Origin of the sequence: uncultured Lutibacter sp. (genome assembly GCF_947495725.1) — a bacterium.
Lineage (GTDB): Bacteria > Bacteroidota > Bacteroidia > Flavobacteriales > Flavobacteriaceae > Lutibacter.
In genome coordinates, this window is the sequence record NZ_CANLZZ010000008.1 from 1 (window position 1) to 25,945 (window position 25,945).

The window sequence follows — 25,945 nt, forward strand, 5'->3', positions numbered from 1 at the left end:
CTGCCACTATGGTGGGAGAGTATGTCACCGCCTTTCTTTTGAAAAACCTTCAATTTAATTATTGAAGGTTTTTTTTTGTTATGATAGGATTGTATTGAGAGTATCAATACTTTAAGTTATTTTATTTAACTTTAGAAAATGATTAACCTAATTAAATATTATTTATGAAAAATCAAAATTTTCAAAATCATGCTAGAATTGTTGCAGGTTTTCATGGTTTAACATTTTTGGCGATTGTTGTTTTATTGATAGGGGCTATAATGGCATTGATAAAATCAAATGAAGAGACTTTATATACGGCTTCATTACTTGTTCTGATAGCTGTTATTTTGTTAGTTTTATCTTATTATATGAGAAGTTTTGCGTTAAAAGCTCAGGATAGAGCAATTAGAGCCGAGGAGAAATTAAGGTATTTTATATTAACTGGAAAATCAGCTCCAAATGAATTAAGTACTCGTCAATTTATAGGTCTTCGTTTTGCTTCTGATAAAGAGTTTGTAGGGTTATGCGAAAAAGCTGTAATAGAAAATCTTTCAGAAAAAGATATTAAGAAATCTATTAAGAATTGGAAAGCTGACAATTATAGAGTATAAATATTTTGGCGAACTATTTTATAGAATTATGAAGGATTTTGATTTTAAACTAAGTTTTTTCGTTCCTTAGTTGATTGAAATTTTAATGTAATGCTAGCTATAATAAAGTATATTAGAGTTAATAACCAAAGGTGATTCCATTCAGAAGAGACTTCAGTAAAACTAGCTTTCATTTGTGTTAGTTTAACGAATCCTTTAATTCCAGGGGTGGATGGTATTGTTTGAGAGAGATATTGGTAAAATTTGGGGAAGCTTTCCATAGGAAAAGATAAACCGCTTAACATTAGAGATGGAATAGAAGTTAAGACTAAAAAAACAACGGAATCTTCTCTTCTAGTAAAAAATGAACTGATTGCAATACCAAAAAATATAACAGCCAGTAAATAGGGTAGCGAAAATATATAGATCATCCCTAAAGAAGATCTAACAGGTATTGAAAAAAGTGTATATACAATTCCAATTTGCATTGGTAGAATTACTGAGAATAAAGTGGTATAAACAAATGATTTCCCAAGGAGTACGGGAATTGTACCTCCTTTGTGAAGGATTCTTGGAAAATTTGACAACATGTTGCTATCTTCGTGTCGTGTTCCGTTTATAATACCTATTGCCATTAATAAAACTAATTGAACTATTAATGCAGTTAAAACAGGAATAAGATAGGTTGCATACCCTGAAGAAGTGTTAAATAGGCTAGTTGAAATTGATTGTACAGGAGTATAGTTAGCATTAGCTGTGGCTATTGAATTTCCTCTTGCCATATTCTTTTTAATAACTATACCGGCATTATAGTAACCTGTAGCAGTTGTTACCGCTCCAATAATTTCTTTATAAAATAGCATATTTGAAGCATCAGCATAGGTAGTTATGGTTGTTTGTCTACCTCTCCTAAGATCTTTTCCAAAATTCTTTGGTATTATTACAACACCCATAATTTTGTTTGTGTAAAAATCCTGTTTTGCCTCTTGTAAATCGGAGTAATTTGTTTTTGTTAGAATACCTTTTGAAGCATTTAGCATTGAAATATAATCTCTGCTTGTTGTAGAAGCATCATTATTAACAATAGCTATAGGAATTTTTTTAACAACTTCATTTGAATATAAATACGTGTAAACAATTAAAATGATAAATGCCACCGATAAAAATGTACTAACTAAGGCTTTATCTAATTTTATTGCATTCCATTCTGCTATAACAGAGTTCCAGAATGAGATTTTGCCACGATGATATTTTTTATAAAATGATCTCATATTTATATACGTTCTAAAAATGAACCTCGCTTTAATAAATAGTTTAATTTTTTATAGCTAATTAAAAAAACAAAAACATTTATAAATATTATTATTAAAATTGGTTTAAAGGAATGGTATAGTGGGATTCCTCGTTGCGTTTGATCTACGAATAATTCGAAATAGTGTGTAAAAGGGAATATTTGACTTAAATATTGTATGAATTTAGGCATAGAAAAAATTGGAAAAGTAATTCCAGAGAAGGATAAACTAACAGCTGCAAATCCAGATCCGAAAGTTAACGCTTCCCTAAAACTTTTACTTACTGCTATAAATAATAGGGAATATGCTTGTGTAGATGTAATTAATATAAATAGTGCTAAAAGCAACATTATTTTGTTTCCTGTTAAGGGAAAATCTTGTAAAACAAACATACTATAATACATTAAAATACCTATAAATAAAAACCATAATGTGTATGGTAGTGTTTTTGCGAATATAATTAAGGGTAAGTTTGCTTTACCTATATTATATAGTTTTTCTCCTTTATTATATTTTAAATCAACACCAAAGCAATAAATGGTAGTTAATATTACAAATATTTGTAAAAAATAGGTTAAAAAACCAGAGTTTAAATAATAAGAGTAATTGGTGTACGGATTGGATAAAACGTGATTATTGGAAGTTATTGGTTGAAAATTTGCTTTTGCCTGACTAATGGCGATTCCATTAGCCATCTGTTTTTTGATATTTATACCAGCTGAAAATGTTGCTACAACTTTTCTAAAAGCTTTATTTTCTAAACCAGAAGGCAATAAAACATTGCTATTGTATTGATTGATTACTTTAGTTTGTTTTCCTTGTTTAAGATCTCCTCCAAAATTTGCAGGAATAATAACTAAACCATATGCCTTTATTTCTTTTACCAAGTTTTCTCCTTCCAATTGATCTATTGGTTTATATTTTACCAATATTTCAGGAGTAGCATCTAACTGACTTATTAGATTTCTAGAGATGGAAGAATTGTCTAAATCTAGGACCGCAATTGGTAAATCTCTTGCAACTCCTTTACTTAGTAAGGTGTTGAAAAAAAGTGTTGCTATTATTGGCAGAATCACGGCGAAAATGAAAATTGCTCTATTATGAAAAAGCATTTTAATTTCGCGACTAATGATTTTTAAAAAAGGATTCATTTTAGTTTTTAAATTGAGAAGCATCAATTAAAATACTCATACCTGGGCGTAATTCAATTTCGGGATTTATTGGAGAAGCTTTAATTTCAAAAGTTCTAATGTCAAAATCTCCAGTTGTTTTTGTTGCATTCCAAGTTGCGAAATCTCCTAGGGCTGCAACATAGTATATTTTAAATGTTACAGATTTGTTTTGTAATGCAGGGATTGTTGCTGTAAATTCTGAACCTTTTTTAAAATTGAATAAACTAGTTTCCTTTACATTTACAACAGCAAATGAATTTGATAAATCTACTAAATGAACAACGGGATAACCAGCTGCAATTAATTCTCCTTCTTCAGGTAAAAAATCCATAACTTCAGCATTAATAGGACTAGTGATAAATTGTTCACTTTTATAACTTTTTAACTCATCTAAAGCTCCTTCAGCTCTTTTTACCATGGCATTTGCAGCGGCGATATCTTCGTTCCTAGCTCCTTTTAAGGCAATTTTGTATTGTTCATGTGCAGCTTCTTGATCTTTTAAGGCAGCATTTTTTTTTGCTAGAATTTCATCTCTTTGTTGTTCAGAAACAACACCGTCTTTAAATAAATTTTCAATTCTATTATAAGATTTTATCATTAGGTCTGCTCCAACTTTAGCTTTTTCGTAAATGCTTTTGTATGCATTTATTTCTTCAGTTCGGGCACCATTTATAGCTTTATTTTGTTGTGCACTTGCCGCGTCTTTTGCTGCCATCGCCTGTCTTTCTTTAGCATCGATTTCTGGGCTTTCAAGCGTTGCAAGTAGTTGTCCTTTTAAAACACTTGAGCCTTCCTTTACCTCAGTAGTTTTTAGGCGTGAAGGTATTTTTGCCGAAAGATATATTTCTTTAGCTTCAATTCTACCTTGAAAAACCACTTCTTTGGGTTTATTTATTAGCCAAATACTTACAAGTAATAATATAGCGATAATTAAAATGCTTACTATTAATTTTATAGGTTTTGAATTTTTCATTTTAATATTAAATTTTATTCAGGAATTTTTCTGTTTTGTTGATATTTACCATTAATTCTCCATAAGTTTTGTTGTAATGGTAAAGCGCTTTTATTTTGTATAACTTTATTTCAGTTAATTGCAAGGTTGCATCTATAACTTCTAAAGATGTTCCTGTACCTTCTTCAAAGGCTCGTGTTCGCATAAATTTTAGTTTTTCTGCGAGTGCTTGGTCATTTTTTAAACTATTGTATTGTTCAAGTTGTTTTTCTAACTCATTGTAGAGTTTTTCTGTATATGTCAATAAATTTAGCTTTGCTTGTTTTTCGAGTTGTTGAACTTGAACAACTTTATGTTTTGCAGCTTTAATTTTATGTTCTCTTTCAAAACCGTTAAACACATCCCAAGAGGCACCAATACCAACAATCCAATCAAGATCTACTAGGGACAGATTATCTTTCCATAAAGTATGCTTTCCAAAAAGTGCAACTTTGGGAAAGTATTCGCTAGTTTCAACTTTAACTCCGATTTTAGCCAGTTCTTCATTTTTTTTCAGGAATTTTAGTTGTTCATTTTCATTTATCATTTCATTTTGAAACTCTTCTAAAGAAGTTTGTAAGGAAGGAGTAATAAAATCTGTTGAAGTAGTATTAAAATCTTTACCGCCAATTAAATTTTTAATAGCTGTAGTAGCTAGTGAGACATCTTTTTGAGCGGCTAATAATTCTCTTTTTGCGTTTGAAAGGGCTACTTTAGCATTTAAAGTTTCAACTTCAGGAATTATTCCATTTTCAAATAATTTTGTTGCGTGATCACTATGTATTTGAATTGTTTGGTAAACTTGTTGCCGTAATTCTTTAGCTTCATTTGCTAATTTTAATTTATAATAATAGTCTATTAATTTAATTATAAGATTGTTTTCTTTAATGGTATGACTATTTTCTGAAAGTTCATATTTAATTTTGGAAGCTTTATTGGCAGCATTTATTTTTCCACCAGCAAAAATTGGCCAATTAATATCAGCGGTAGCAAATCCTAAGTTTTTTTCAAGAATGGTAAAATTCCAATTGCCAAGTGCTGTTGGATCTGCGACCCCAAGAAGTCCGCTAGCCATATTCCTTTGTTCATTCAAATCTAAACCAATATCATTTTGCAAATGCACATATGTGCCAGATAAACTAAGGGAAGGGTAACGTAAGCCTGTGATAGCTTTTTGCTCTTCCTTTTTTGCATTTACTTCTTGTTGAGAAGCATTTATATCTCCATTTTTTAAAATCATTAATTCGTAAGCTTCTTTTAATGATAAATCTTGTGCATTTATACAGGTGCTTAAAAAAAGTAATAGAATAGGGGTTTTTTTCGCTATTTGATTTAGCAGCAGTTTATAGTTAATAAACATTTTTAATTGTCTTTTTTTAATATGTTTAATATGTTTTCAGTTAAATAAATAACATCTTTATTATTTATAGTTTCAATTCCGAAATGGTTTATTTTTTTAAAATTTATATAATCTATCACATAAATAAAAAGGTGAAAGTGTATTTGTAAAATGTTGATATTTTTTCCAATTTCACCAGTTTTTAGACCAATACTTTTGAGATTATCTATTAGTTTTAAGTTTTGCTCTTTTAAATTTTTATTTACCTGAAAATTGTTGTTATGAAGTAATTGATAATAAAATTTTGAAGCTTCTGGGTTGTTTACGGCAAAGTCAATTCTATTTTTAATAAATCCCGAAATAATTGCAGATACATTTGTATGGTTTAATTTAATTAAAATTTCTAATTCGTTATTTATAGCTGCAACTTTATCGAAATAAAGTTCATCTATTAAGGCTTGTTTTCCGCTGTAAAGTCTATATAAATATCCTCCACTTACATTAGCATTTTTAGCAATCATTGCAATGGTGGTTTTTTCTATTCCACAATCAACAATGGTTTTCATTGTAGCTTTTTTAATTCTAGCTAATTTATTTTCATCAATTTTTCGTGCCATTTTACTTTTAATAATGTAACGCAAATTTATGAATAAACATTCATTCATTTATAAATTATATCATAAAATTTTGTAAAATATGATTAAGATTGAATTGTTTAGAAAAACAAAAAAGTCTGCATTTTAATGCAGACTTCGAGTACTCTAAGGTTTTTGTAAATTATTTATTTAATACGTTTCTCGAAATTACTATTTTTTGGATTTCGGAAGTTCCTTCATAAATTTGAGTAATCTTAGCATCACGCATTAATCGTTCTACATGGTATTCTTTAACAAAGCCATAACCTCCGTGAATTTGTACAGCTTCAATAGTTACTTGCATAGCCATTTCTGCAGCAAATAATTTTGCCATTGCACTACTTAAATCATAATTGTTTCCTTGGTCTTTATCCCAAGCAGCTTTCATACAAAGGTGACGAGCAGCTTCTATTTGTGTAGCCATATCTGCTAGTTTAAAAGCAATTGCTTGATGTTTGCTTATTTCTTTTCCAAAAGCTTTACGTTCTTTTGAATATTTTAATGCTAATTCGTATGCCCCTGAAGCTATTCCTAAAGCTTGTGAAGCAATTCCAATTCGTCCTCCTGCCAATGTTTTCATAGCGAATTTAAAACCAAAACCATCTTCACCAATTCTATTTTGTTTAGGTATTTTAACATTGGTAAACATTAATGAGTGTGTGTCTGAGCCACGGATTCCTAATTTATTTTCTTTAGGACCAACTACAAATCCATCCATTCCTTTCTCAACAATAAAAGCATTTATACCTTTATAGCCTTTTTCTTTATCAGTTTGTGCAATTACAATATAAACACTTGCATTATTTCCGTTAGTTATCCAATTTTTTGTTCCGTTAAGTAAGTAATGGTCTTCTTTTTCAATAGCAGTTGTTTTTTGTGAAGTTGCGTCTGATCCTGCCTCTGGTTCGCTTAAACAAAAAGCTCCTATAATATCTCCCTTGGCTAATGGGACTAAATATTTTTGCTTTTGTTCTTCCGTACCATAGGTTTCTAAACCCCAACAAACCAATGAATTGTTGACCGACATAACCACAGAAGCTGAAGCGTCAACTTTAGAAATTTCTTCCATTGCAATTACATATGAAACTGCATCCAAACCACTACCGCCATATTTTGGATCTACCATCATTCCTAAAAAGCCAAGATCACCCATTTTTTTAATTTGGTCGTGCGGAAATTCTTGTTTTTCATCACGTTCAATAACACCTGGCTTAAGTTCGTTTTGTGCAAAATCACGTGCGGCATTTTGTATCATTATATGTTCTTCAGATAAATTAAAATCCATAATTGATAAAAGTTTTAAAAAATTGATTGATGTTTTTCAAATATAGGATTTTTTTTGCTATTTTTTTATTAAATATGCAAAGCAATTAATAATAGAAATAATGAGAAAAACTTGGAATGTTATTGGTTTAATGTCTGGAACTTCATTAGATGGTGTAGATTTAGTTTTTGTTAATATTTTAAATTCAAATTATAAGTATACTTATAACATTGTTTGTTCGGAAACGGTTGCTTATCCAAAATTATGGGAAGATAAATTAAGAAATGCATTTTATTCATCTAAAGAAGATTTAGATAATTTAAATATTAATTATGGAAAATTTTTAGGTGAAATTGTAAATAACTTTATTTTGAGTAATAAAATTAGTAATGTAGATTTTATTGCCTCACATGGACATACTATTTTTCATAAACCTAATGATGGGTACACCTTGCAAATAGGAGATGGAGAATCGATATGTAAAATAACAAATTTGAAAGTTGTTTGCGATTTTAGAACACAAGATGTTAAACTTGGAGGACAAGGGGCTCCACTTGTTCCGATAGGAGATGAGTTGTTATTTTACAACTATGATTATTGTTTAAATTTAGGTGGTTTTGCTAATATTTCGTTTAAAAATAATAAAAAAAGAATTGCATTTGACATTTGTCCGGCCAATATTGTTTTAAATCATTACGCAAAGCAATTAGGTTTTAATTTTGATAATAAAGGAAGTATTTCGGAAAAAGGAAAAATAAATATAGAGTTGTTAAATGAATTAAATAAAATTCCATTTTATAACCTACCAATACCAAAATCTTTAGGTTTTGAATTTGTTAAAGAAATTGTTTTCCCAATAATTGATAGCTATAAGTTATCTATTGAAGATATTTTAAGGACTTTTGTTGAGCACATAGCAATTCAAATTAACTTAGTTCTTGGAAAATCAAATAAAGAAAAGATGTTAATTACTGGCGGTGGAGCCTTTAATAATTTTTTAATAACAAGAATTAAATCACTAGTTGAAAGTGAAGTGATTTTGCCCAGTAAAGATTTAATTGATTACAAAGAGGCTTTGATTTTTGCATTTCTTGGTGTGTTAAGGGTTGAAAATCAGGTTAATTGCTTAAGGAGTGTTACGGGAGCAATAAAAGATCATTCTTCAGGCAAAATCTTTTCAATTTAAAATATTAGTTTTACTATATTTGTTACTTGTGTAAAATCTAAAAGAGCACTTAATTTTTTAACTTATACATAAAAAAGCAAAGAAATATATTTAGAAAACACTTTTTAATTAAAAAAATAAAGACATAAACATTAAAGTATGGAAACACTCATAATAGTAATTTTTATTTTAGGCTATTTAGCAATAACCCTCGAACACAATTTAAAATTAGATAAATTAATTCCAGCTTTAGGGATGATGGCTATTTTATGGGCTTTGGTTGCCTTTGGAATTGACAATTATATAAATTGGTTTGATTCGGGTGCTCATAAGTTAATTGAAGGTTTTGCTAGTTTTACTAATGATGAAAAGCATCATTTATTGGAAGAAACTTTATTACACCATTTAGGTAAAACAGCGGAAATATTGTTTTTTCTATTGGGAGCAATGACTATTGTTGAGATTATAGATTATTTTGACGGATTTGCAACATTTAAAAACTATATAAAAACAAAAAATAAGAAAAAATTACTTTGGATTTTCGCAGCACTTGCGTTTATTCTTTCGGCAATTATTGATAATTTAACGGCTACTATTGTTTTAATAACCATACTACAAAAAATTATTAATGATAAAGAAACTCGTATTTGGTTTGCAGGTTTAATAATTATTGCAGCCAATGCTGGTGGAGCGTGGTCTCCAATAGGTGATGTTACAACAACTATGCTTTGGATTGGTAAAAAAGTTACCACAATAAAATTAATTGAGTATTTAATAATACCATCATTACTATGTGTAATTGTACCTGTAGTAATTGCTTCATTTATGAAACCTTTTCAAGGTAATATTGAGGATATTGAAGTAGAAAATGGAGGAAGTAAAAGTAAATACGGTCCAACAATGTTATATTTAGGTTTAACAGCAATTATTTTTGTTCCAATATTTAAAACCATTACCCATTTGCCACCATATGTTGGTATGATGTTATCATTATCTGTTGTTGGTTTATTTGCTGAAATATACAGTAGATCTCAATTTAGTATATCGAAAGCTATAGATGAAGAAGGTGATGATGCTCACGGATTTCATAGTCCAGTACATCAGTCATTATCAAAAATTGAAATGCCAAGTGTATTATTTTTCTTTGGAATATTAATGGCTGTTGCAGCTTTAGAATCTTTAGGGATGCTATTTATAGGAGCAGAGCATTTAAAAACTATTATACCAAATACAGATGTAGTAATTATGTTATTAGGGATAGGTTCGGCAGTTGTAGATAATGTACCATTAGTTGCTGCAAGTATGGGAATGTTTCAACAACCTATAGATGACCATATTTGGCACTTTATTGCGTTTTCAGCCGGTACAGGTGGAAGTATGTTAATAATTGGGTCGGCGGCAGGAGTTGTTGCTATGGGAATGGAAAAAATAAATTTCTTTTGGTATTTTAAAAATATAGCTTGGCTTGCCGCAATTGGTTTTGTGGTTGGATCACTCGCATTTATGTTTTTAAGACAATTTTAATTATATAACCCAAGTTAAAACTTGGGTTTTTATTTATTTCATTAAATCACAATTTAAAGTTAGAATTTTCGTTAGAGAAAAGTAAAATATAAAATGATAAATGTTATTAACTATGTTACAAGAGCCAAGTGAAGTTTTAGGTGAAACAATTTCAGAAGAGAAAACACTTTCTATTTATAATTTAATAATGGAAGGTGGAGTTGGAGGGCAAGTTATAATTGCAATCTTAGTAGTGCTTTTAGCCGTTGCATTATATATCTATTTTGAACGATTTTTTGCAATTAAAGCAGCTTCAAAAACTGATAGCAATTTTATGAATCAAATTAGAGACCATGTTTCTAGCGGAAAATTAGATGCAGCAAAAGTGCTATGTGCTCAGGCAAATTCTCCAGCTTCGCATTTAATTGAAAAAGGTATTTCTAGAATAGGGAAACCCTTAGCAGATATAAATACAGCAATTGAGAATGCTGGCAGATTGGAAATATATAAATTAGAAAAAAATGTACCAGTGTTAGCCACAATTGCTGGTGCCGCTCCAATGATAGGTTTTCTAGGAACAGTGATTGGAATGATTGTGGCGATTCATGAAATAGCCAATGCAGGTGGGCAAATTGATATAAAAATGTTATCAGACGGGTTATATACAGCTATGACAACTACTGTTGCTGGATTAATTGTTGGGATTATATCCTATATTCAATATAACCATTTAGTAGTTAGAACCAATAAAGTAGTTTACGAAATGGAAGCAAAATCTGTTGAGTTTCTTGATTTATTAAACGAGCCAATTTAATATGGATATTAGAGGTAGAAATAAAATAAATCCGAATTTCAATATGTCTTCAATGACAGATATTGTTTTTTTATTACTTATATTTTTTATGATTACTTCAACATTGGTTACCACAAGCGCATTAGATATTTTGTTGCCAAAAGCTAGTGGTAAAACTGAAAATCGAAAATCAGTATCTGTAAGTATTACAAAAAAATTAACCTTCTATATAGATAATAAAAAGGTAAGAGAAGCAAGATTGGAACAAGATTTGTTATCTCAATTAGCAGGGAAGGAAAGTCCAACTATAGTTTTAAGAGCAGAAGAAGGTGTGCCTATTGAAAAGGCGGTAAAGGTAATGGATATTGCAAATAGAAATAGAATTAAAGTAATTTTAGCAGTTAGGCCAAAATAAAAAATGTTTACTTTTTTAGATACAAAATATAAAAGAAAATCAGCAGTATTAACAAGTGTAATAATGGCTTTGTTATTGATTGCAATATTCTTTGTTGGTATGAAATATTTAGATCCACCAGAAGAATACGGAATTGCCGTAAATTTTGGTACTTCAAGCGTTGGTAGTGGAAATGTTCAACCTAAAGAGCCTTTGAAATCTGCATCAGAAGATAAGATAGTTGAAGAACAACAAGAAGAAATTAAAGAAATAAGCCAACCTAAAGAGGTTAAAGAACCTTCAGCAGTATCTGAAGATGTTGCAACCCAAAACAATGAAGAAGCAATTGCAATTAAAAAAGAGGAAGAAGCAAAAAAAAGAGCTGAAGCTATTGCTAAAAAAGCGCAATTAGAAAAAGACAGAATTGAAAGAGAAAGACTTGAAAAAATAGCACAACAAAAGGCTGAAGAGGAAGCTAAAAGAAAAAAATTAGATGCTTTAATAGGAGGTGTTAAAAACTCGAATGGATCGGCTACAGGAGGAGAGGGAGATGATAATGTAGCTGGAGATAAGGGTAAAATTACTGGAGATCCAAATGCTAGCGGTTATTATGGTAATGGTGGTGGAGGAGGAAATGGCGATTATAATTTGGGTAATAGAAAACCATTAAGTAGACCAAAACCAGAATATATTTGTAATGAAGAAGGTTTGGTTGTTGTTAGAATTGAAGTTGATATAAACGGAAGAGTAACTAAAGCAACCCCAGGTGTAAAGGGTTCAACAAATACGGCTTCTTGTTTATTAACACAAGCAAGAATAGCAGCATTGAAAACTAAATGGCAAGCTGATGACGGAGCACCATCAAAACAAGTAGGTACAATAAAGTATAGATTTTCATTATCTCAATAATTATTTAATGGATTATAATAACACCCTCAATTGGATGTTCGCTCAATTGCCAATGTATCAAAGGCAGGGAGCAGTAGCTTTTAAAAAAGATTTATCAAATACTATAAAGTTATCAGAACATATTGGAAACCCACATAAAAAGTTTAAATCTATTCATGTAGCAGGCACCAATGGAAAGGGATCTACAAGTCATATGTTGGCCTCTGTTTTGCAAGAAGCAGGCTATAAGGTTGGATTATACACATCACCACATTTAAAAGATTTTAGAGAACGAATAAAAATTAATGGTAAGGAAATAAAGAAAAAGGACGTTACAAACTTCATTAAAAATAATAAAGAATTTTTAGAGGAAAATAATTTGTCATTTTTTGAAATGACTGTGGGTTTAGCATTTTATTGTTTTGCTAAAGAAAAAGTAGATTTTGCTGTTGTTGAAGTTGGTTTGGGAGGAAGATTAGATTCTACAAATATTATCACTCCTGAAGTTTCTGTTATTACTAATATTGGTTTGGATCACACACAATTTTTAGGAGAAACATTACCTGAAATTGCTTTTGAAAAAGCTGGTGTAATAAAAGAAAACATACCAGTTGTAATTGGAGAATATCAAGAAGAAGTATATCCTGTTTTTAAAGCAATTTCAGAAGAAAAAAAATCGAAAATATACATTAGTTCAAAAGAAATAAAAAAAGCGTATAAAACAGACTTATTAGGTTCGTATCAACAACACAATGTGAAAACGGCTGTTAAAACTATTGAGGTATTAAATTCAAAGAAAACTAGAATTTCTGATGAGGCTTTAATAAATGGTTTGTTAAATGTTGTTTCAAATACTGGTTTATTAGGAAGGTGGCAAATATTACAAGAATTTCCAAAAGTTGTATGCGATACAGGTCATAATAAAGAAGGTTTAACTTATGTCTTAGAACAGCTTCAAAAAGAAGTATACTCAAATTTACATGTTGTATTTGGTGTTGTAAATGATAAAGATTTATCGAAAGTATTACCTATGTTACCAAAAAAAGCAACATATTATTTTTGTAAGCCTAATATTCCACGAGGTTTAGATGCTCAAATTCTGCAAAAGGAAGCGTCAAAATTTGGATTAAAAGGTACAGACTTTAAATCAACAGAAGAAGCTTTAAATCACGCGAAATCAAATTCATTAAATAGTGATTTAATTTTTGTTGGAGGTAGTACATTTGTTGTTGCTGAAGTAGTGTAAATTATAGAATGCACCCTTCAAGACTTTGGGTATGTGTTTTTTATAAAAAATATGTAGCAGAGGCAAATTTTGCTAACAGAAATTTAGAAGTCTCTAATATAAGAGAATTTGCAGAAGTTTATGTAAAAGATGGTTTAGCAGACATTGATAAGATTTTTGAAGAAAACGAAAAACTAATTAAGCAAACTTGGCCTAATAAAGAAGAAATTAAAACTTTTTTAAAGAAATGGACAAACTTTTTATAGGAAAGCACGTTGATTTTGTATTTAAGAATATACCTGAATTAATGATGTAAAAACCTTAAAATATTGACCTTTAATAATTTGAGTCAAAGTCAATATTTTTCATGTAAAATTTATTAAAAAAAGAATTATATTTTTCAGCAAAAGCTTTGTTAAATAGGAAAACTCGTTATATATTTGCATCCGCTTAGGGCAATTAGCTCAGTTGGTTCAGAGCACCTCGTTTACACCGAGGGGGTCGGGGGTTCGAATCCCTCATTGCCCACCAAAGTAAATCCTACTAGAAATAGTAGGATTTTTTTATGCTTAGAAGTCAAAAAATCAATATTATTTAGATCCATCAATTTTTGATTGGTAGTATTATTATTTAATTCAATATTTCCTAATAATTTAAAAAAATAGGAGGCATTAAAAAAATATAGAAATGCAGAAGCCTTTTTATGTTGCTTCATTTGTAGTTATTACAAAAATAATTAAGGGTTCGTTGGTTGTATTTTTAACGGAATGAAACCCTTTTTTTCTAATGCTGGTAATACTTCCTTTAGCTATTTTAGTTGTTCTAACAACTCCATTCGCTCCATTTTTATCTGAATATTCACCTTCACCATGCATTACAACATATAATTCTTCCTCTTTTCGAGTTCCATGTGTATGAAACCCCGCCTGATCACCTTTGCTAAAAAGAACCATATATGCACCAATTCTATTATTAATTAACTTTCCAACATCAAACATTTGAAGAAGATAAACAACTCCATTCCCACCATACATTGGATTTCTTTCGTCAACTTTTATTACAGATCTTTTTGGCTCTCCAAATGGAATAACTGAAAGATTAATGTATTTAGAAACCTTTTTAATAATTTCATCATAATCGTTCATAGCTTGAGGTTTACTTTTAGTAGATACCAAATTATAACATTTTGTTGAGTTTTGGATTACCAAATTAGTTGTTTTAAAAGTTTTATTATTCTTTTTATTAATAGAAAATTGTTTATAAATTCTACATTATCAAATTATAATGAAAATATTTCTTGATGTTTTCAAAAAAGCTTTGCTTAATAAAAAAACTCGTTATATATTTGCATCCGCTTAGGGCAATTAGCTCAGTTGGTTCAGAGCACCTCGTTTACACCGAGGGGGTCGGGGGTTCGAATCCCTCATTGCCCACAAAAAAATCCTACTAGAAATAGTAGGATTTTTTTTTGATATTTGATATCGATTATAAATTTACATTTAGGCATCATTTTGACAAATATTTTGTGTTTTATAATAAAACATAAATTTATTTAAAAAAACTGATACTTATCATTGAATTATTCTGTTACTTAAGTTACATTTGTAATGTAGACAATTATTGTCTACATTCTTTTTCATAGCAATTTCCACCTCCTACTAGGGGGTGGTTTTTTTTTAGTAGCGGTTTTTTATCTTTTATTGTTGTTTTAAAATATATACTGAAGTTACAAGTTCATTAGTAGTTAAGGTAAATTTCTCATACATTTTTTAACCAATATTCCGTTTAAATAATACAAACCTAATTTAAATTTTTGATTGTTTTCTAAACCTTTAATTTGGATAGTATTTTCTGGTAAGTTAATTGAAAATAATCGCATTAAATAGTTGTCAACAGGTAGTGTTGAATTTGTAAATCCATTATTTGTAGCCAATTAATTTGCGCGTTATTTTGTTCCATCAATATTTCTTAAAATAAAATTAAAATCTGTAACTAATGTTCCTATGTGAATAATACCGCCAGTGTTTATAAAATTATGAGTATTTAATTAATTGTACCAGTCTAATTAATACCAATTTAGGTTAAAGCATTTAAAGAAGTAGAATTACTCCAAACGTTTTGGTAGTAATTAATTAAAGAATTCATACTAGTATCAACCCATATGTATTTATAAATTTTAGGTTCAGAAAAATGGTTGGACACAGTCCAACCATTTGCAGAATCATTATTATAAGTTACAATTCCCTTTGGACTATTAGAAATAGAATTTTGCGAATACACATTGTTACTGAACAGAATTGTTAGTATAGAAATGTATATAATTTTTATTTAGTCTAGTACTTTATTGTTTTCAAGATCTTAGGTTTTTCCAATAAAAGTTTTATAAAATAAATTCCAGTTGTGTTTTTAGAAATATCAATTTTAATTCCACCATTTCTAACAATGTATGTTTTTTGACTAATAATTTGTCCTTGAATATTTGCTATAATTACGGGTACTTCATTTATTAAGTTAGGGATAATTATATTAATGGTTCCTTTAGTAGGATTTGGATATGAAGTAATTTCATTTAAATATTCGTAATCACCTAAAGCTAATGTAGTTGATACAGATACAGTAAACTTTATTTTTCCACTTGAACAAGATGTTGCAGTTTCAACTGCTTCCACCCAATAATCTGTTGAGGTATTTAAAGTTCCTGTAGTAAAAGAATCTCCTGAAACAGGATTTGTATCGGTTTCTGAAAGATACCAATTGTAGGTGTATTGTGCATTTGGATTTTCTATGGAAACTGTTGTGGCTGTGCCTTTAGCAATTGGGGCAATTTCTTGTAAAGATACAGTTGGTAATATTGCAGAGCTAGTAACTGTTAATGTTTGTAAACAAGTATTTGTATTTCCAAATGCATCTGCTACTGCCCATTCTATTACATTATCTCCTACATTTAATGTAACACCATCTAAAGATGTAGGCTTGCCTGTTGTATCTATATTATTAATTTTATTATAATACAATTCTGTTATGGTACCATTATCTGAAGCTTTTTGTGCAGACGGAGCTGTGTTTGCAACCCAAGCTTCTTCAGTATAATCGTATTGTGTTCCTGAAATTGTATAGGTACAAGCTGAGTTTGCATTTATTGTAGCTGTGCTTGTTGTTATTCGCGGTTCTATAATATCAGCATTAGATAAAATATAAATAGGGTCGTTTATGTACAAAATGTACTGGTCGTTTATGGTGCTAACTGTATATTTTGTGCCATCAACTTCTGGATCTCCATTGTATTTAAACCAATCTCCGGTATAACTGTAACCTGGTGTAATTGCATTATCAGTTGCAGTATCAAAGTTACCAATTACAATTACCTCTGTAGGATTTCCAGAACTGTTATTGGTATTATCGTTTAACGACATATAGCGTGTCCAGTCAGCATCGCTCTCTATATTTCCATAGTCCACAGTTTGATATAAATCAAAAGTATTTCTAAACTTAAAAATATGACTGTAAAAATTATAGATTTGTTGTCTATCAGCATCTGTATCGTAGTTTAATTCCCAAGCAGATGGTTTATCTCCAGTTCTTCCATTTTGGTCAATAGAAATATCGTAGCCTAATTCTCCAAATTGCCAAACCATTCTAGGACCTGGTAAAAACATATTAAAAGCCGCTGGAAGTTTTAACCTGTTTGATAAGTATTTTATGGAGGTATCATTATTTTGCCCCCAAGTTGTTACTTTATAACCAATACGTTCTTCATCATGACTTTCCATATAGCTCATATAGTTGGCATACGTAAAACCTCTGTTACTGTATATACTAGTTGAAAAACTTTGTTTACTAGTACCCATTGCCATTTCTTCCCAACTGTACTGCGGACCAGCCCCAGACCATAATAAAATACCATAATTAGCAAGAGCTGCATCTTCACTATCATTGGCAAGGTGCTCAAAAATTGCATAGGTATTTGGATAATTAGTCCACATTTGATTTACCATTCTTTCTAAAATTGCGATTCTACAAATATTGTAATTACTAGCCCAAGGATCATTTGAATCTTGATCGGATTGAGTAAAACCTTTTGTAAAATCGAAACGGAAACCATCAAACTTAAATTCTGAAATCCAATAATCTAAAATTTCATCTACCATAGCTTGTGTGTGTTCACTTGCGTGGTTCCAATCAGCACCCCAATGTCCTGCGGAATCATAAATTCCCTTATGCTCTGAATTAAACCAAGGGTTGTCATCTGCCGGTCTATTTAAATCGTTATTCCAATATAACATTGCATTTGGGTTGGAATAAAAAGCGTGGTTCAACACTAAATCGTTTACAACTGCAATGCCTCTTATATGCGCTTCATCAATAAATTCTTTTAAATCGTTTGCTGTTCCATAAGCTTTATCCGCAGCAAAATAGTAGTTTGGATTGTATCCCCAACTGTTATTGCCTTCAAATTCTGAAACTGGCATTACGTGAATACAATTAATTCCAAGTTCTTTAATATAATCTAACTTTTCGGTTGCTGCTTTGTAGGTTCCTTCAGCGGTAAAATCTCTAAAATGTAATTCGTAAATGTTTAAATCATTTCTAGGAATTGTTCTGTCAAATGTAGGAAGTTGCCAAGCATAATCAGTTTTATTTAGTTCTAAAACACTAGCTCTTCCTGAAGTTTTGTTAGAAGGATAGGCAATTAAATTTGGATATACTGTTGAATTAATGTATTGATCGTCTGGATCCGATATTTTTTCGGCATACGGATCACCAATTCTAATTTCGCCATCAACTAAATACTGAAAAACATATTCATTTTGAACAGGTGAAAGGGTAGAGGTGTCTATAGTAATCCACCAATAATCACCGTCTTTTTTTAATTGATACGCACTTGAAGTTTCCCAGTTATTAAAATCACCAATTAAATGTACTATATTTTTACTGGCTGTTGTTGTGGTTGAAGTAGTACCTTCACAATCTCCGCTATCATAATATTTAAAGGTAGTACTTGTTGGTGTATGTAACACAAAAGTAACTTCATTAGCATTTGGAAAGTTATAGTTAATTCCTTTTTTTACGTTTGCAGGAAGTGTTACATTTTGAACTGCTGTATATGCACTAACTTCAAAGTTTTTGGTTTTAGTTTCAGTTCCAAAGTCTACAGAGAGCTGGTAATAATGTATTATATCGAAATCTGAAAGGGAATAATTAAAAGTATAATTTTGGATAGTACTGCTATTTATATTTGCATTTATTACTGTACCAAATTCATCTAATTCTTTTAATGTCCAATTAGCAGAAGTATTTGCTTCACCAGAAATAACAAAGGACTGATTGGTTTCAACTAAAAAAGGATTGTAAGTTGGATTTGTAATTAAAAAATAATTTTCAGGATTTAGTACTAAATGATAATTTGCTCCATTGTTATCTTCTTTCTCACTGCCATCTCCATTTCTAAATAAAAAATTTAGGGCAAAAGCATCGTCATTTGCTATTAACGCATAATATGTTTCAATACTCGATAGTGTAATTGACCAAGAGTTTGTTGTTCCTTGTTGTGTCATTTCTCCAATGCCATCATCTAGACCCCAATTGCCAACTGCTTTACTAAATTGATTAGAATCTGGAATATCTGTTCCAACACCTGAATGAAAATAAATTTCGGTGGCTGTTTCTAATGCAGTTCCTGTTGCATCTAAAGTAATGGTAACTTGTTCACTTCTGGTTGGTATAGCAGGTGATACCGTAACTATTCCATTTAAAACAGTTTCATTTGTTACTTTAAAAGTTGCTTTATAATTTGAACCTCCATTATTTGAATAATGATCACCATCACTTGATGTTGCTTGAAGATAAATTTCAATACTATAATCTCCTGGTATTAAGCCATTAAGTATATTAATATTTGCAGCAGTATTTGACCATTTCTGATCGCCACCACCTAAATCAGAATCAAAAGGTAAATTAATTCCATTGAATGAAGATGTTGGAGTAGATCCTGTTTCATAAATGCGGTAATATAGAAAAGCACCAGTTACATTACTTAAACCATTTTTATAAGTTTTAACTTCTCCTCCGTTAAGTATATAACTACTTCCGTATGTAAAATTTCCTAAGTTTGCACCATTAAAGTCTAGGTTTCCAGTTGTGGCTTGTGCATCATAATACTGATTAGAACCATTATTTAATATAATATAAGACTCAAAAATACCAGAATCTGCAAATGTTATATTTGTTAACAATAAAAATGATACAACTAAGAGTAATTGTTTTTTCATTTGTATATATTTTTAAAAAAAGTATTTAGTTTTTCAATATAGAAGTTTACTGCTTTACTATTTTTAAAAGCTTAGTATCTTCTAAATATACTTTAGCAAAATACAATCCAGTAGGATTATTTTCTAAGTTAAGTTGTACTTTTCCATACAAAACAGGGTATATTTTAGATGAAATTAATTGAGATTGTATGTTGTAAATTTCAATTAGAACTTCATTTTTCACCTCTGGAAGTATTATTTCAAAAGCACCTTGTGTTGGGTTTGGATACGCAACTATGTTATCATTCAATTGAATTTTTTTTAAATAAACACCTTCACATGAAATTGCAGATTTAATCTCAATAACATCGTTATTGTTTAATTCGATATTAAAACTTTTAAGGTAACTTTGAAATTGAAGTTTATTATTTATCAGAATTTTAAAAGGAGGCGTTCCTTTCGAAATTTCTATGTTTGCTGTTTTAGAATTTAATGATACTTTTGCTGAAATTTCATCGGCCTCTTCAACATTTATAGTATAACATTGCTCATAATTTTCACTATCAACTTGTATGCATAAAGTGTATGTTCCGGGACTTAAATTTTCTATATCTTGTTCATTAGTAAAACTGTAGGTTGTGCCATTTACAAAAGTAGAATAGTTTAAATTTTGTAAAGCTTTTATTTTTATTTGACCATTATTTTTATTTGGGCATGTTTCTCCAATTACTTCAACTGTAAAATTATTGTTTGGTAAAGAGAAAATTGGACACCCAGTTGCATTTACTGAAGCGCCTTCCATAGTGTTGGGGCATAAATCATTTGTGTTGATAACGCCATCATTATCACTATCATCAAAGGCTGTTTCACCTCTTGGATCTAGCAGTTTAACAGTTGAATATAGCCTGTATTCACCTGGTTTAAGTGTTAAATTTTGCGATGTAGATGAAAAGTCATTTTCTACTCCAGAAAAATACTCGTACCAAGTTCCCGATTTGGAAAATGAAGTGGTAATGGTTTTTTCAATTACATCAAAATTACCAACTAAAACCACATCCATTGTGGCATCTTTTAACGTTATAGTTTTTGTTAATCCGGCTACATTTAAACTAAAATCATTCGAATTAAAAACAGGCTGTTGCTTTTTAAACTCAATTAAAGTTTGCCAGGTACTATAAATATGTTTTCTATTTGCATTATTTTGGTAATCCCAACGGATTGGTTTTCTTGCTAGTCTGCAATCATTACTAACGGTTGTTCCATTGTCACAAGTATTTATTGAAAAATCATATCCCAATTCTCCAAATTGCCAAATCATTTTAGGGCCAGGAATTGTAAAGAAAAACATTCCAGCTAATTCTTGACGAGAAAGCGCAATATTTAAATCTTTAACATTGTGATTGGAATTTGAATCGTTTCCATATTGAAGATTTTTATACATCAAGCGTTCTTCATCATGGCTTTCCATATAACCAACTAAATTAGGGTTATTCCAACCTCTTTGTTTATACGATATCCAATTAATATCTGTACTTCCAGCCCAGCCCATAGTATTTTCATTGTAATTATGGTTTATATTACCCCAAAGCATAATTCCATAATTAGCTAATTCTGTTTCTTCAGTGTTATCAGAAAGGTGTTCAAAAATTACATATGGTTTATTAGAGATGTCATGACTCCAAACGTGGTCGGCATAATTTTTTAAAATTGAAATTCTTGAGGCATCATAACTACTGGCCCAATTGTTAGAACCTGTCCATTGAGTGTTCGAAAAACCTTTTGTAAAATCAAATCTAAAACCATCGATTTTATATTCGGTAATCCAATAAGTAAGCACATCATTAAAGAAATTTACCGTATAAGTTGATTCGTGATTGAAATCATATCCCCAATGTGCTGAGGTGTTATCTACAAAATTATGATTTTCATTATACCAAGGATTATCATTTGCTGGTTTGTTATCAATATTATTCCAATACATTTGAACTAAAGGAGATTGACCATAAGAGTGGTTAAAAACAACATCAGCTATAACAGCGATTCCTCTTTTATGGCATTCGTCAACAAATTCTTTAAATTTATTTTTAGTTCCATAGGCTTTATCCAAAGCAAAATATAGCGCAGGATTATAACCCCAACTATCAGCACCTTCAAATTCGTTAATTGGCATAAGCTCTATAGCATTTATACCTAAAGATTCTAAATAATCTAATTTTGTTAAGGTTTCAGTATATGCATCGGATTCAACAAAATCTCGAATATGCATTTCATATATTATAAGATTATCTTGTGCTGGTCTTGCAAAGTCATTTATTTCCCAATTATAATTTGTATCATTAATTATAAAAGTACTCACATATCCTTCGGTTAAATTAGTGGGATAATTTTTTAGGTTTGGATAATTTCCATTTTTAATATATTGGTCGGTCCACGGGTCTAATATTTTTTCTGAATAAGGATCAGCAACTTTAATGTTATAATCGATTAAATATTGGTAGGCATATTCAGTATTTATATCTAAAGAAGAAACTGTAAGCCAAAAGTCTTCACCATCTTTAAATAATTGGTAATTTTCGTCAATTTCCCAATTTGAAAAATCTCCAATTAAAAAAACGGCATTTTTATTTGGAGCCTTAAGAAGAAATGTTACAGAATTATTTGAATTAATATTTACTCCATATTTTAAGTTAGTTGGTTGAGTAGCATTTTGTGTAGGGGATTTAACAAATATCTCAATTTCATTTTCAATTAAAGAAGTTCCATTGTTTGCTGTAACTTTAATTTTATAGGTACCTGAGTTTGTTAATGTGAATGTTGAGGAAATTGTAGTATCCGAAGTTGAGTTTTTTATTGATTCATTATTTATGAATAGTTCTAAATCGGCATTTTCAGAAGCTTCGGCAGATATTGTTATAGTATCATTTAAGTTAAACACATCGTTGTTATTTGGTGAAGTAAAAAGAACATTTAATTCGTTTGCTTCAAAAATTGAAATGAATATATCTGGACTTGTCTGTTGTTTTCCATCGGATGATCTAAAAACAAGTGCTATTTTTTTTATTTCTTCTTCAGTGCTAATATTATAAAATGTAAAAATATTTGGGGTAATTGTTAATTCGTATAAATTTTCTTCTTTTTTAGTTAATTTGGGTTGAGAAGTATTTACACCCCAAGTTCCTATTACATTTTTCCAATCAGAATCGCTACTAGATTTTGCTGTAATTAACCCTGTATGAGCATAAATATCACCTGTATAACCATTTAAACCTGTATTAGTAGTGTCAAAAGTGATTGTTATTTCATCGTTTGAGGTTGGAACAACAGGAGACGTGGTAACTTGTGAAAAAAGCTGAAATGTTGAAATTAAGAATATGTAAAGAAATGCTTTTTTCATTTTTTAAGATTAGTATTTGGTAATTGTTATTTAGAAAATAAAGGCTGCTTTAAAGCAGCCTTTATTAAAGTATTTATTGTTTACTCTGATAAGTTGGCAACTTTAACTAATTCATAAGTTAAGTCACTTAAATTTAAAGTTACATTGTAATATCCTCCTTCAGTAACTGGAATATCATCTCCTCCTAAAGTACCTTCAGTGCCATTGTATCCGTAATTTGTACCCCAATCATTATTTGCTCTAAACTTTATAAATCCACCAGTTTTAAGAGGGAAGTTTTTCATTACCCAAACATTGGTAGTACTATAATCAGGTGTTAATTTTGCGTCATCAGGAGTATTATCTCCAGGCCAACCAATTGGTGTTGCATCACCAACAATTCCCCAAATATTATCTATAGATTCAAGTGTGTAAGTTGAGGTGTTAAAATCAACTGTTACAATATAGTTGCCTGCTTCAGATATAGGAATATCATCACCGCCTAAAGTACCTTCAGTACCACTATATCCGTAGTTTGTTCCCCAATCATTATTTTTTCTGAATTTTATAGCGTCACCTTCTTCAGCAGTTAAGTAAATTGCAACTTTCCAAGTGTTTGTATAAAAATCATATTTTAATTGTTCATCATCAGGAGTATTATCACCTGGCCATCCAATAGGAGTTGCGCTTCCCACAATTCCCCAAGAAAATTCTTCAAATGAAACAGTAGTTGTATTATAGTCAAACATTATTTTGTAATTACCTGCTGCAATTTCAATGTCTGCACCGTCAATTCCATAAGCTTCTGCCCAATCTTTATCTTTTCTAATTTTGAATTTTCCATCTAAAAGAGTCACATATGCTACAAACACATCAGATTCATTAGTAGAGTATAAAGGAAGGTCTATTCCCCACCCGTCATCATTACCTGTTATAGCAGATCCAATTAGGCTCCAATCAGAAACTTCAATACCGCTTCCACCACTTGTAATAGTATCTTCAATTAAGGAAATATTAAGATTTATAATTTCCGAAACTTTTTCTAAAGCATTTGCTCCTTCACCTGTTCCAGGAAAAGCTTTAATTCTAAAATAAATAGTACCTAAATTATTTGGTTCTCCATCATCTCCCATTGTTGTAGGGTCAGTATCTAGTAATAATAAATCTTGAGCTATAGTTAACAAATTACCAACAGAAACTGCGTAATTTGTAGCGTTTAAAGTCCCAGATTCGAAATCAATTGTAGCAAAATCTTCAGAAATAGACCCTTCTATTAAATAGCTAATTTCTGTTGGAACACCAAAATTGGGAGCATTCCAAACAAACCGTTCTGCTATGTTGTTTTTAGTTTCTTTAGATAATAAATATTGATCAGTAAAAGTATTTTGAAAGTTTACTTCTTCTGAAGATGGCTGAATAGTAAATTCAGGCACAAGATCATCGTTGTCGCAAGAAACAACTAATAATGACGTTATTGCAAAAAAGAAAATTGATGCAAAATTTATAAATTTATTTTTCATGATATATTTTTATTAGTATTAATAACCAGGGTTTTGTTCTAAGTTTGGATTTGCTTCTAAGGCTGTTAATGGAATTGGGAAAAGCTTATAATTGCTTGATATAGCTGTACCGTTAACAGTACCACCTTTCCAAGGCCATAAATAACTTCCACCTGTAAATTTTCCAAAGCGTATAAGATCGGATCTTCTATGACCTTCTAAGTTTAATTCTCTTCCTCTTTCATCAAGTAAGAAATTAAGAGTTAATTGTGAAGAGGAAATTGTACTTGCGTTTGCTCGAGTTCTTATATTATTTACATAACCAAGAGCCGTTCCCAAATCAGTTCCTGCAGCACCTCTTACGGCACATTCGGCATACATTAAATAAGCATCTGCTAATCTAAATAACGGAAAATCGGTGCTAGAGAACGAAGTTGCATTTGATGTTCCAGTAAAACTAGAGTTTCTGAATTTAATAGATGGATATCCTTCTGTCCATTCCTTGTAGTCATTCATTTCATAAGAATGACCTTCTGTCCAAAATAATTTAGCTCTGTCATCAGTAGCAGTTTCACCTACTTCATTAAATAATCCGTACCATCCTTTAGAAGCTCTATGCCCTCCCCAACCATCAGTAGTACCAAAATCAGTAATTGGCATAGTTTCAGTACTCATATTACCATTTACAATATAGGTAGTGTTTCCATAACTTTGGCTAAAGTCTGCATCAGCGATTAAAGGGTAAATAATTTCTGTTGAATTATAATTATCCCCAGAGAAATTACTTACAAAATCATTTGCAAGTGTATAGCCACCTTCATTAATTACTTTAGAAATATAAATAGCAGCATCATCATAACGTGGAGTGCCGGTATATACTTCAGCATTTAAATACAGTTTAGCTAAAAGCATTCTACCAACACTTTTATTAGCTCTTCCATAATCATTTGTATTTGGTAAATCATTTTCTATTGCTAATAATTCGCTTTCAACATAATTAAAAAGTTCTAATCTTGAAGATTCTTCAAGAGGAGACGAAGCACCAATGTTTTGCTCTGTAGATAAAACACCTTTTCCAAAACAGTCTATTAAATAGTAATAAGCTAAAGATCTTAAAAATCTAACTTCAGCGCTTACTTCAGTTTTTCCTTCAAAATCAACATTATTTAATACTTGTAATAAATTGTTGGTTTGCGGAATTGTGTAATAAATTCTATTATACATATATCTAAAGAATTTATTGTTTTCGTCCCAATTAGAAGTTGTGGTTAATTGGTCTAAACCATCATCACCCCATCTGTTTTTCATTGCATCTGCTGTGAAATCTTGAAGGTTTACAATACCTCTTAAAAAAGGGGATTCACCAGCATCATCGCTAATATCGGAACTTCCTGGTCCATCAGGCCCAGATAATGCAAATGAAGCATACAATCTAGAGGTAATACCCTCAATTGCATCAGGATCTTCAGCTAACAACTCATCAAGTGTTAGCTCAACAACTGGCTCTGTATCTAAATCATTAAGACAACTTTGAACCGTTAAGGCACCTACAAAAAGTAGGCAGAAATAAAATATTTTTTTCATAATTTAAA

General features: G+C 30.4%; 21 protein-coding genes and 2 tRNA genes. 10 read left to right on the forward strand and 13 right to left on the reverse strand.

The genetic code is table 11. From position 1 onward, the window contains the following. The first annotated feature begins 164 nt into the window (after positions 1-164). Positions 165-593 (forward strand): DUF6526 family protein, encoded by a 429-nt coding sequence (locus Q0776_RS16270; protein ID WP_298370621.1) that lies wholly within the window; start codon positions 165-167, stop codon positions 591-593. A 44-nt stretch (positions 594-637) separates the two neighbouring features. On the opposite strand, the gene Q0776_RS16275 is transcribed toward Q0776_RS16270, so the two are convergent. The 6 genes from Q0776_RS16275 to Q0776_RS16300 all read right to left on the reverse strand — a co-directional run bounded on the left by Q0776_RS16275 (position 638) and on the right by Q0776_RS16300 (position 7,286). Next, a complete protein-coding gene (locus Q0776_RS16275; protein ID WP_298370624.1) occupies positions 638-1,843 on the reverse strand; it encodes an ABC transporter permease in 1,206 nt (401 codons plus the stop codon). A 2-nt stretch (positions 1,844-1,845) separates the two neighbouring features. Then, positions 1,846-3,015 (reverse strand): ABC transporter permease, encoded by a 1,170-nt coding sequence (locus tag Q0776_RS16280; RefSeq protein ID WP_298370627.1) that lies wholly within the window; start codon positions 3,013-3,015, stop codon positions 1,846-1,848. Between the two features lies 1 nt (position 3,016). Then, positions 3,017-4,009 (reverse strand): efflux RND transporter periplasmic adaptor subunit, encoded by a 993-nt coding sequence (locus Q0776_RS16285; RefSeq protein ID WP_298370630.1) that lies wholly within the window; start codon positions 4,007-4,009, stop codon positions 3,017-3,019. Positions 4,010-4,016: 7 nt separating this feature from the next. Then, positions 4,017-5,387, reverse strand: a complete 1,371-nt coding sequence (locus Q0776_RS16290) for a TolC family protein (RefSeq protein ID WP_298370632.1) — start codon at positions 5,385-5,387, stop codon at positions 4,017-4,019. Between the two features lie 2 nt (positions 5,388-5,389). After that, positions 5,390-5,983 (reverse strand): TetR/AcrR family transcriptional regulator, encoded by a 594-nt coding sequence (locus tag Q0776_RS16295; protein ID WP_298370635.1) that lies wholly within the window; start codon positions 5,981-5,983, stop codon positions 5,390-5,392. A gap of 160 nt (positions 5,984-6,143) precedes the next feature. Then, entirely contained in the window at positions 6,144-7,286 is a 1,143-nt protein-coding gene (locus Q0776_RS16300; protein WP_298370637.1) for an acyl-CoA dehydrogenase, read from the reverse strand. A gap of 100 nt (positions 7,287-7,386) precedes the next feature. Between Q0776_RS16300 and Q0776_RS16305 the strand changes: the two genes are divergently transcribed. The 8 genes from Q0776_RS16305 to Q0776_RS16340 all read left to right on the forward strand — a co-directional run bounded on the left by Q0776_RS16305 (position 7,387) and on the right by Q0776_RS16340 (position 13,764). Continuing rightward, on the forward strand, positions 7,387-8,451 hold the full coding sequence (locus tag Q0776_RS16305) for an anhydro-N-acetylmuramic acid kinase (protein WP_298370639.1): 1,065 nt from the start codon (positions 7,387-7,389) through the stop codon (positions 8,449-8,451). 138 nt (positions 8,452-8,589) lie between these two features. Then, positions 8,590-9,954 (forward strand): sodium:proton antiporter NhaD, encoded by a 1,365-nt coding sequence (gene nhaD, locus Q0776_RS16310; protein WP_298370641.1) that lies wholly within the window; start codon positions 8,590-8,592, stop codon positions 9,952-9,954. Positions 9,955-10,054: 100 nt separating this feature from the next. Beyond that, positions 10,055-10,747, forward strand: a complete 693-nt coding sequence (locus Q0776_RS16315; RefSeq protein WP_298370643.1) for a MotA/TolQ/ExbB proton channel family protein — start codon at positions 10,055-10,057, stop codon at positions 10,745-10,747. A gap of 1 nt (position 10,748) precedes the next feature. After that, positions 10,749-11,141, forward strand: coding sequence for a biopolymer transporter ExbD (locus Q0776_RS16320; RefSeq protein WP_298370644.1), 393 nt, complete (start codon positions 10,749-10,751; stop codon positions 11,139-11,141). Positions 11,142-11,144: 3 nt separating this feature from the next. After that, positions 11,145-12,029: a cell envelope integrity protein TolA gene (locus tag Q0776_RS16325; protein ID WP_298370645.1), complete on the forward strand. Its 885-nt coding sequence runs from the start codon at positions 11,145-11,147 to the stop codon at positions 12,027-12,029. A 7-nt stretch (positions 12,030-12,036) separates the two neighbouring features. Further along, a complete protein-coding gene (locus Q0776_RS16330) occupies positions 12,037-13,254 on the forward strand; it encodes a folylpolyglutamate synthase/dihydrofolate synthase family protein (protein WP_298370647.1) in 1,218 nt (405 codons plus the stop codon). A gap of 8 nt (positions 13,255-13,262) precedes the next feature. After that, positions 13,263-13,499 carry a hypothetical protein gene (locus Q0776_RS16335; RefSeq protein ID WP_298370649.1) on the forward strand — a complete coding sequence of 79 codons (237 nt, stop codon included), beginning with the start codon at positions 13,263-13,265 and terminating at the stop codon, positions 13,497-13,499. Between the two features lie 187 nt (positions 13,500-13,686). After that, positions 13,687-13,764, forward strand: a tRNA-Val gene (locus tag Q0776_RS16340). Between the two features lie 170 nt (positions 13,765-13,934). On the opposite strand, the gene Q0776_RS16345 is transcribed toward Q0776_RS16340, so the two are convergent. Beyond that, positions 13,935-14,378 (reverse strand): cupin domain-containing protein, encoded by a 444-nt coding sequence (locus Q0776_RS16345; protein WP_298370651.1) that lies wholly within the window; start codon positions 14,376-14,378, stop codon positions 13,935-13,937. A 213-nt stretch (positions 14,379-14,591) separates the two neighbouring features. On the opposite strand from Q0776_RS16345, the gene Q0776_RS16350 reads away from it, so the two are divergent. Next, positions 14,592-14,666, forward strand: a tRNA-Val gene (locus Q0776_RS16350). Between the two features lie 311 nt (positions 14,667-14,977). Here Q0776_RS16350 and Q0776_RS16355 read toward each other — a convergent pair. The 6 genes from Q0776_RS16355 to Q0776_RS16380 all read right to left on the reverse strand — a co-directional run bounded on the left by Q0776_RS16355 (position 14,978) and on the right by Q0776_RS16380 (position 25,937). Then, complete coding sequence (locus Q0776_RS16355) at positions 14,978-15,166, reverse strand: hypothetical protein (RefSeq protein ID WP_298370653.1); 189 nt, start codon at positions 15,164-15,166, stop codon at positions 14,978-14,980. A gap of 143 nt (positions 15,167-15,309) precedes the next feature. Continuing rightward, entirely contained in the window at positions 15,310-15,513 is a 204-nt protein-coding gene (locus Q0776_RS16360; protein ID WP_298370654.1) for a hypothetical protein, read from the reverse strand. A 53-nt stretch (positions 15,514-15,566) separates the two neighbouring features. Beyond that, on the reverse strand, positions 15,567-19,502 hold the full coding sequence (locus Q0776_RS16365; protein WP_298370656.1) for an alpha-amylase family glycosyl hydrolase: 3,936 nt from the start codon (positions 19,500-19,502) through the stop codon (positions 15,567-15,569). 46 nt (positions 19,503-19,548) lie between these two features. Then, entirely contained in the window at positions 19,549-22,875 is a 3,327-nt protein-coding gene (locus Q0776_RS16370; RefSeq protein ID WP_298370658.1) for an alpha-amylase family glycosyl hydrolase, read from the reverse strand. 80 nt (positions 22,876-22,955) lie between these two features. After that, positions 22,956-24,374 (reverse strand): SusF/SusE family outer membrane protein, encoded by a 1,419-nt coding sequence (locus Q0776_RS16375; RefSeq protein WP_298370660.1) that lies wholly within the window; start codon positions 24,372-24,374, stop codon positions 22,956-22,958. Between the two features lie 18 nt (positions 24,375-24,392). Continuing rightward, positions 24,393-25,937, reverse strand: a complete 1,545-nt coding sequence (locus Q0776_RS16380) for a RagB/SusD family nutrient uptake outer membrane protein (RefSeq protein ID WP_298370661.1) — start codon at positions 25,935-25,937, stop codon at positions 24,393-24,395. Positions 25,938-25,945 lie beyond the last annotated feature (8 nt).